Annotated in this window: 10 protein-coding genes; 1 reads left to right on the forward strand and 9 read right to left on the reverse strand. The window is 70.6% G+C overall.

Going from position 1 to position 6,835, the window contains the following annotated elements; all coding sequences use genetic code 11:
- From ABD151_RS14810 to ABD151_RS14830, 5 genes are all read right to left on the reverse strand, one after another.
- The coding region (locus ABD151_RS14810; protein ID WP_343995537.1) for a hypothetical protein at nt 1–388 on the reverse strand (388 nt) is incomplete at its 3' end.
- Between the two features lie 108 nt (nt 389–496).
- Nucleotides 497–790, reverse strand: coding sequence for a DUF2516 family protein (locus tag ABD151_RS14815; RefSeq protein ID WP_343995538.1), 294 nt, complete (start codon nt 788–790; stop codon nt 497–499).
- Between the two features lie 152 nt (nt 791–942).
- On the reverse strand, nt 943–1,674 hold the full coding sequence (locus tag ABD151_RS14820; RefSeq protein WP_343995539.1) for an OmpH/Skp family outer membrane protein: 732 nt from the start codon (nt 1,672–1,674) through the stop codon (nt 943–945).
- Between the two features lie 59 nt (nt 1,675–1,733).
- Entirely contained in the window at nt 1,734–2,120 is a 387-nt protein-coding gene (locus ABD151_RS14825; protein WP_343995540.1) for a helix-turn-helix domain-containing protein, read from the reverse strand.
- Nucleotides 2,121–2,187: 67 nt separating this feature from the next.
- On the reverse strand, nt 2,188–3,135 hold the full coding sequence (locus ABD151_RS14830) for an asparaginase (protein ID WP_343995541.1): 948 nt from the start codon (nt 3,133–3,135) through the stop codon (nt 2,188–2,190).
- Nucleotides 3,136–3,191: 56 nt separating this feature from the next.
- On the opposite strand from ABD151_RS14830, the gene cysC reads away from it, so the two are divergent.
- A complete protein-coding gene (gene cysC / locus ABD151_RS14835) occupies nt 3,192–4,388 on the forward strand; it encodes an adenylyl-sulfate kinase (protein WP_343995542.1) in 1,197 nt (398 codons plus the stop codon).
- 59 nt (nt 4,389–4,447) lie between these two features.
- Here the strand turns inward: cysC and ABD151_RS14840 are convergent, their stop codons facing one another.
- The 4 genes from ABD151_RS14840 to ABD151_RS14855 form a co-directional block, all read right to left on the reverse strand.
- On the reverse strand, nt 4,448–5,206 hold the full coding sequence (locus tag ABD151_RS14840; protein WP_343995543.1) for an enoyl-CoA hydratase/isomerase family protein: 759 nt from the start codon (nt 5,204–5,206) through the stop codon (nt 4,448–4,450).
- On the reverse strand, nt 5,203–5,550 hold the full coding sequence (locus ABD151_RS14845) for a VOC family protein (protein ID WP_343995544.1): 348 nt from the start codon (nt 5,548–5,550) through the stop codon (nt 5,203–5,205). Before ABD151_RS14845 ends, ABD151_RS14840 begins: the two co-directional genes overlap by 4 nt.
- Entirely contained in the window at nt 5,547–6,530 is a 984-nt protein-coding gene (locus tag ABD151_RS14850; protein WP_343995545.1) for an LLM class flavin-dependent oxidoreductase, read from the reverse strand. Before ABD151_RS14850 ends, ABD151_RS14845 begins: the two co-directional genes overlap by 4 nt.
- A gap of 7 nt (nt 6,531–6,537) precedes the next feature.
- The coding region (locus ABD151_RS14855; RefSeq protein ID WP_343995546.1) for a hypothetical protein at nt 6,538–6,835 on the reverse strand (298 nt) is incomplete at its 5' end.

Below are 6,835 nucleotides of genomic sequence, written 5' to 3' on the forward strand. Positions count from 1 at the left end.
TGGCCTGCACGTCGATGGCCCCATCCACGGGGGCGAAGGCGCCGACGTCGAGCGCCTGATCGGAGTCGACCAGCGGCCGCAGGCCGTCGTGAGCGAGATCGGCAAGCACCTCGGCCACGACTTTCACCCCCTCTGCGTCGTCGCCGACCACGGGGAGGACGCCCAGCACCCGCCAGGTCGGCCCCGAGGTTCCCTCGCGGGCGAGATCGCTGTGCTCGGTGAGCTCGGTCAGCGCCGCGTCCGCCGCCTGCTGGTCGCCGTCCACGACGGCCTGCCTCAGCAGCAGGGCCGCATCGCGTGCAGCGAAGAGGTCGTCGCGCACCTGCTGGGCCCGCCAAGCGGAGTAGCCGACGGCGACGAGCGCCACCAGCACCAGTGCACCGACCACCAGAACGACCCGACGTCGCACTTCACACCCACCCCTCGCTGACGACCGTCGCAGCGACGGCTCACGGGACGGTACCGGAAGCAGCGCCGGCCGGGGCGCGAACCCCTCTCAGCGACGGGTGAGCGACCTCAGCGCGGGGCGGACGTCGAGGACGTAGACCAACGCGGCGATGGAGGCGATCAGGTGGATCAGGTTCAGCGGCGACCCGGTGATCAGGATGATCTGTGCAGCGAGGCCGACGCCGAGGATCGCCACCCAGGCGTTCTTGGTCAGCTTGCCGGCGGCGTCGTAGGCGGCAGCCGGCCACAGCAGCGCGTTGATGAAGGCGAAGGCCTTCACCACGACGGCGATCAGCAGCACCACCATCAGCACGGTGGACTGGAACATGAGGACCTCGGGCACCCCACCAGCCTAGTGGCACCGCCTCGCAGCCTCACGGAGAAGTCCGGCGTTGTGCTCCCGGAAGCACAACGACCCCCGCACCTCATACGTGCGGGGGTCGTTTCTGTTGCAGGCGATCAGAACAGGCTGAGCTGATCGGCGTCGCCTGCTCTTCAGTCGTTGGCGACGGTGCCCTCGGTGGTCGCCGGGGTCTCGACGACGGCCGCGACCGGTGCCTCGGCGACCGTCTTGGCCGGGGCCTTCTTCGCGGGCGCCTTCTTGGCCGGAGCCTTCTTGGCGGCAGCCTTCTTGGCGGTGGTCTCGGCAGCCTTCTTGGCCGGGGCCTTCTTCGCGGGCGCCTTCTTGGCCGGAGCCTTCTTGGCAGCGGCGGGCTTCGCCGCCGGAGCCTTGGCGACCGGGGTCTCGGCCTTGGTCGGCGCGACCACGGTGTACTCGCCGCGACGGATCAGCTCGACCGCCTTCTCACCGCGCTTGACCAGGTCGGTGTAGGTCTCGACGGCTTCGTCGAGGGCGTCGGTGAGCCGCTTCTGGGCCTTCGCGGGCAGCGAGAGCGCCTCGTTCTGCAGCTCGGCGATCCGAGCCTCGAACTTGGCCTGCGCGTCCTTGGCGTCCGCCTGGAGCTCCTTGATCCGCGCCTCGAACTTGGCCTGCGCGTCCTTGGCCTCCTTGGTGGCCACCTCGACCCGGTCCTTGGCGAACGACTGCGCGCGACCGTTGATGGACTTGGGCTCGAGGTCGAACTTCGCGACCTTCTTGGAGACGTCGGCAACACGGGCCTGGACGTCGGCGAGGTACTGGCGCGCCACCTCGGCAGCGAGGTCGGTGGCACCGACCGTCGCGTACAGCGGGCGGGCGGCTTCGGTCTTGAGGTCGAACTTGGCCATGATGATCAACTCCTGTTGCTGGTGGGTGATGCGGCCCCCCGCCGCACCGAGAGGGAGGTTCAGCTCTCGTCGTCGTCCGCACTGCCTGCCACGCCGTTGAGGGCGAGGAAGGAGGCGTAGACATCGAGCAAGGACTGCTTCTGACGCTCGGTGAGCCCGGGATCGTTCAGGATCGCCAACTCCACCGAGCCACCCACGCCGTCCTCCGGGGAGAGGATGCCCGCGCGGATGTAGAGCTGCTCGGCGGAGATGCGCAGAGCCTTGGCGATCTGCTGCAGCACTTCGGCAGAGGGCTTGCGCAGTCCGCGCTCGATCTGGCTCAAGTACGGATTGGAGACGCCGGCCTGCTCCGCGAGCTGTCGCAACGACAGCTTCGAGGCGACCCGCTGCTCCTTGAGGTAGTCCCCGAGGGACTCCACCGTCTTCGAGACCATGCCCTTTGCCATGCCTCCATAGTGCTAACAAAAGTTAGCGTTTTGCAAGCAAGAGTGATGTGACGCCCCTCACGCCGACTCAGGGGACGGCGCGGACCTCCCCCACCACCACGCCACCGCCGGTGAGCGGCTTGTGGCCGGTGGCCCGCACCGCGGCAGCGTCGACGTCCGCTCGGTCCAGGACGCCGCTGCGCTCCAGCGCCGCGGCCAGCACTACCGGGCGGGCCCGGATCCCGCCGTCGGCGATCTTCAGCGCGAAGGCCGACCCGTCGGCCAGCGCCAGCACGTGGCAGGCCTCCGCCCCGGCCTTGGCGATGGCGCCCGGGATCGCCCGGAGCACCGCGTACTCGTCGCGGCGGGTGCCGGAGACGTACTCGGGGAACTCCCGGATCGCCTGCGCGACCCGGTGCTCCGCGGTGCCGGGTGCGGCAGTCGCCAACCGCGCGAACGCGCTCGCCAGCCCGACCAGGCTGGTGCCCAGCAACGGCGCACCGCATCCGTCGGTGGCCTCGTGGCCGATGGGCCGACCGGTCAGCTCGGCGAAGGTCGCCCCGATCGCCCGCTGCAGCGGGTGCGCCGGGTCCAGATAGTCGTCGATCGGCCAACCGTTGACCTGGCAGGTGAGCAGCATCGCCGCATGCTTGCCCGAGCAGTTCATGTGCAGGCGGCTCCGCTCGCCGCCCGCCGCGATCAGCTCACGCTCGAAGTGCGAGTCCAGCGGCCAGTCCAGCGGGTTGTGCAACGCCGACTCGTCGAGACCGGCGAGCGCCAGGATCTCGCGGACGGCGGCGACGTGGAACGGCTCACCCGAGTGCGAGGCGCAGGCCATCGCCAGCAGCCGAGGCGGCAGGTCCAGCCCCAGCCGGACCATCGCCACCGCCTGCAGCGGCTTGTTGCACGAGCGCGGCAGGACCACAGCCTCCGGGTCGCCCTTGCTCCACTCCACCGAGCCGTCGGCGCTCAGCGCCACCACCGACCCGTGGTGGGCGCCCTCCACCAGACCCGAACGCAAAACCTCGACCAACACCTCGTGACCCATATCCACCTGCCTATCACGCCGAGCCGGGCTGGCAGGATGAGCCCGTGTCCGAGAACCTTGCGCAGCACTGCCCGACGCCCCGAGAGCTCGACGACCTCGAGCTGCTGACCACCGGTGCCTTCGCGCCGCTGACCGGCTTCAACGAGCCCGGCTCCCCGGTGCGCCTCAACCTCCCGGAGGAGCTGCGGCACCAGGAGGTCGAGCTGGTCGACCCCGAGGGCCTGCCCCTGGCCCGGGTGCACGCCGACGGCAGCGTGCAGGCACTGACGCATGCCCAGTACGGGCCGTTCCGCCGGCTCTACCTGACGCCGGGCGAGGTGCGCGAGCAGCACCACGGCGCGACCTTCGTCCCGCTCAGCGCCGCAGTGAGCGCCGATCAGCTCGAGGAGCTCGCCGCGATCGAGGGCCGTGTGGTGCTGCTGGCCCTGGTCGGCGCCGGCACTCCCGAGAGCCTGAGCCCCGTCGGCCTGATCCGGGCCTCGCTGGCCGCCGCCGAGCTGCTCACCGACGCCGCCGTGGTCGCGGTCCCGCTGGCCTCGCACCGCGACCCCGAGATCGACCACCTGCTCGGTGCCCAGGTCGTCGGCAACTACGCGGCCGGCGACGCCGTGCACGCGCTCGCCGCGCCTGGCGACGACGAGGTGGAGTACCCGACCGCGATCGCCGACATCATCGACTTCGAGCAGCCGGCCCCCGACGAGCGGGGCCTGGTGCTCTTCTTCACCGGTCTCTCCGGCAGCGGCAAGTCCACCCTGGCCCGTGCGCTGCAGGACAAGATCCTCGAGCAGGGCAAGCGCACCGTGACCAGCCTCGACGGCGACGTCGTGCGCCGCAACCTGAGCGCCGGCCTGGGCTTCAGCAAGGCCGACCGGGAGACCAACATCCGCCGGATCGGCTGGGTCGCAGCCGAGATCGCCCGGCACAACGGCCTGGCGATCTGCTCGCCGATCGCCCCCTTCGACGAGACCCGGCAGCAGGTGCGCGACTTCGTCGAGGACGCCGGTGCCGAGTTCTTCCTGGTCCACGTCGCCACCCCGCTCGAGGAGTGCGAGCGGCGCGACCGCAAGGGCCTCTACGCCAAGGCCCGCGCCGGAGAGATCCCCGAGTTCACCGGCATCTCCTCGCCCTACGAGGAGCCTTCCGACGCCGCGGTGAAGGTGGACACCACCGGTCGCAGCATCGAGGCCGCGCTGGACGACGTCCTCGCGGCACTGCGCGAGCAGGGTCTGCTCGACCTCTGACCCCGTTGAGTGGTGCCGCTCTGCACCTAGCGCGGAGCGCTGGTGCAGAGCGGCACCACTCAACGGGTGAAGAACGCGCGCACGGCGGCGAGGTGGTCGGGGTGCGCGCCACACAGGGCCTGCAGGCGCTCCTCCTCGACCAACGCGTCGGTGAGCGTCGTCGGTGCGGCGAGCAGCTGCTTGGAGGCGGCCAGGGCGACCGTCGGGCCCGCCGCCAGACGCCGGCCCAGTGCCAGTGCCTGCTCGCGCACGTCGGCCGGGTCCACGATCGCGCCCGCGAAGCCCCACTCCTGCGCCTGCTCCGGAGTGAACGTCTCGGCGAGCAGCACCAGCTCCCGGGCCTTGGCCGCGCCGACGATCGCCGGCAGGGTGGCGGAGAGGCCAGAGTCGCAGGTCAGCGCGACCTTGCTGAACGCGGTGCCCAGGGTGATCCCACTCCCCCAGACCTGGAGGTCGCAGGCCAGCGCGAAGCCGAGCCCCGCCCCCACGCAGGTGCCGTGCACTCCGGCAAGCACCGGCTTGGGCATGGTGGCCAACAGCCGGGCGATCGGGCTGTAGTGCAGCCCCACCGTCTCCGAGGCCCGCTCCGGCGACTGCGCCAACGTGCCGGCCAGCTCACCGAGGTCCTGGCCGACGCAGAAGGAGCGGCCCGCGCCGGTGAGCACCACGGCACGCACGGACTCGTCGTCCGCGGCCCGGGTGAGCTCGGCCAGCAGCGCCTCCTTGAGCTCGGTGTCGAGCGCGTTGTTGGCCTCCGGCCGGTTCAGCCGCAGCTCCCGCAGGGCGCCGTCGTCGAGGACCTCGAGGACGGCGCTCATCCCGGCAACCGCTCGTAGACCACGACGACGTTGTCGAAGGGGTCGCGCAGCGTGGCCCGCCGCTCGTGGCCGCCCTCGACGATGCTCACCTCGCCGTCCGCGCCCTCGGCTCCCTGCCAGTCGGCGAGGAAGTCGGCGAGCGAGTCGACCTGGAAGCTGAGCGCGACCTCGCCGGGCACCGGCTGCTCCACCGCCGCAGCCAGGCCCAGCGTCACCGAGCCGTCCGTGACAGCGGCGTAGCGCTCGCCGTCACGGAACCGCAGCTGCAGGCCGAGGCGCTCGGCATAGAAGGCGGTCGCCGTCTCCAGGTCGGCGACCGGGACGATCACGTGTCCGATCTTCATGCCCGGAACCTCGGCATCACCTCGTGAGCGAACCGCTCCAGGATCTTCATCGACTCCTCGATCGGCAGCCCGAGCCACTGCACCCGGAAGACGAAGTGGTTGAAGCCGGCGTCGGCGAAGTCGGTGATCTTCGCGGCGATGTCGTCGGGCGAGCCGAAGAACAGCGCCTTGTGCTTGATCCCCTCCCACTGGGAGTCGAAGTAGTCCATGCCGTACTGGACGTACTCCCCGTAGGACTCCCGCACCGGGCCGCCGGCGATCCGCCAAGCGTCGTCGAAGGAGTCGGCCACGCACAGGTCGCGGTGGATCGGGAAGGTCATCCCCGTCTCGTCGTGGCCCGCCTCGCGCAGGTGTTGGCGGTAGTCGGTGAGGTTGCCCACCGCCCAGTTGCGGCGCACGTTGCTCGGCGAGAGCCACGAGTGGCCCTGCCCGGCGATCCGCTTGATCCCGATCGGTCCGTTGGCGCCGACCCACACCTCGGGGCCGCCCTCGTTGACCGGCAGCACGCTGCAGCGCGCGCCGTCGAGCTGGAAGTGCTGGCCCTCGTGGTGCACCGGCTCACCGGTCCACAGCTTGCGCATCACCTCCAGCGACTCGTTCATCCGCGACACCCGCTTGCGGCGGTCGATGCCGAACGCGGAGAACTCGTCCTCGCGGTACCCCGACCCGATGCCGAGCACGAAGCGCCCGCCCGACATCTGGTCGATGGTGGCGATCTCCTCGGCCCAGTGCACCGGATGCCCGAGTGGGAGGATCAGGATCCCGGTGCCGATCTGCATCGTGCCGGTGTGCTCCAGCAGCCGCGAGAGCAGCGGCAGCGGCTGCGGCGTGCTCAGCGAGGCGAGGTAGTGGTGGATGCCGAACAGCGAGTCGAAGCCGAGGTCGCGCACATGCTGCGTGAGCTCGACCAGCTCGCCGGTCCGGCGTCCGATGTCCTCGCCGATCGGGTACTGATGGTCGAGGAGTACTCCGAACTTCACGGGTCCGTCAGTCCTGCTCGGCCGCGCGGCTGTTGCTCAGACGGAAGTACGGGGCCACCTTGCGGTCACGGTCGGCGAGCGCGCCGGAGACGCCACGGGTGCGACGCTCCTTGAGGAAGTTCCAGTCGCCGTCCTCGAAGGAGACGTTGGTGGCCCAGCCGTGGCCGACCCAGCCGGTCATCGCGCCGAGACCCTTGCCGCGGGCCTCCATCACGATCTGCATCATCGACTTGCCCATCATCAGCGAGTCGAGCGGCATCACGGCGATCGCCTGCGCGTAGTCGGCCACCCACTGGTCGAGCTCG

Origin of the sequence: Nocardioides dubius, assembly GCF_039528155.1 — a bacterium.
Classification (GTDB): Bacteria; Actinomycetota; Actinomycetes; order Propionibacteriales; family Nocardioidaceae; genus Nocardioides; species Nocardioides dubius.

Excerpts from the sequence above, each read along its gene's own strand:
- ABD151_RS14845 (WP_343995544.1), bottom strand. The coding sequence starts at position 5,550 with ATGAAGATCGGACACGTGATCGTCCCGGTCGCCGACCTGGAGACGGCG.
- ABD151_RS14820 (WP_343995539.1), bottom strand. The coding sequence starts at position 1,674 with ATGGCCAAGTTCGACCTCAAGACCGAAGCCGCCCGCCCGCTGTACGCG.
- ABD151_RS14840 (WP_343995543.1), bottom strand. The coding sequence starts at position 5,206 with ATGAGCGCCGTCCTCGAGGTCCTCGACGACGGCGCCCTGCGGGAGCTG.
- ABD151_RS14825 (WP_343995540.1), bottom strand. The coding sequence starts at position 2,120 with ATGGCAAAGGGCATGGTCTCGAAGACGGTGGAGTCCCTCGGGGACTAC.